This is a genomic window from Aliivibrio sp. S4MY1, from assembly GCF_028765545.1.
Classification (GTDB): Bacteria; Pseudomonadota; Gammaproteobacteria; order Enterobacterales; family Vibrionaceae; genus Aliivibrio.
The window spans coordinates 1-420 of sequence record NZ_JARACP010000073.1 but is presented as its reverse complement, the minus strand read 5'-3'; the positions used below and the strand labels follow the sequence as shown (position 1 = coordinate 420).

Sequence of the window (420 nt, the reverse complement as noted above, 5' to 3'; positions counted from 1 at the left end):
TGACAACTGAACCACGCCTGCACTTATCGTGTTTGCCGTACGTAATAACAGTTTTTTTATTGTTAAAAACGCACTGTTATCTTGACCTTCGGCTACTTGCGCATCGGTTGCTATTTTCGCTATTCCTGGCACATGCTCCGTTGCATTTATAGCACCGATAAGTTCAACCGTGATGGTGTCAATTTCAGAGCCAGATAGAGTTAAATCAAACACTTCAGTGATAATGGTATCCGCTCTTTTTATTGAGATGATGTCCCCCTCTCGACTGTCTACCGCAAATAAAGTACCGTCCTCTAAGAAGTAGCCAATTTCACGCGCTTCGTATTCAATCTTCCCATCAAACAACACCTCAAAGTGCAGTTGACCTAGTGCAGGTATTGAGCCTTGCGTGATTGGACGACGCACGATCTCATTGCGCAG

Annotated in this window: 1 pseudogene; it reads right to left on the bottom strand. The window is 44.3% G+C overall.

The features are described 5' to 3' along the window. A pseudogene (locus PVK71_RS20390) lies at positions 1 to 405 on the bottom strand (hypothetical protein); the annotation flags it as partial. Between the last annotated feature and the right edge of the window lie 15 nt (positions 406 to 420).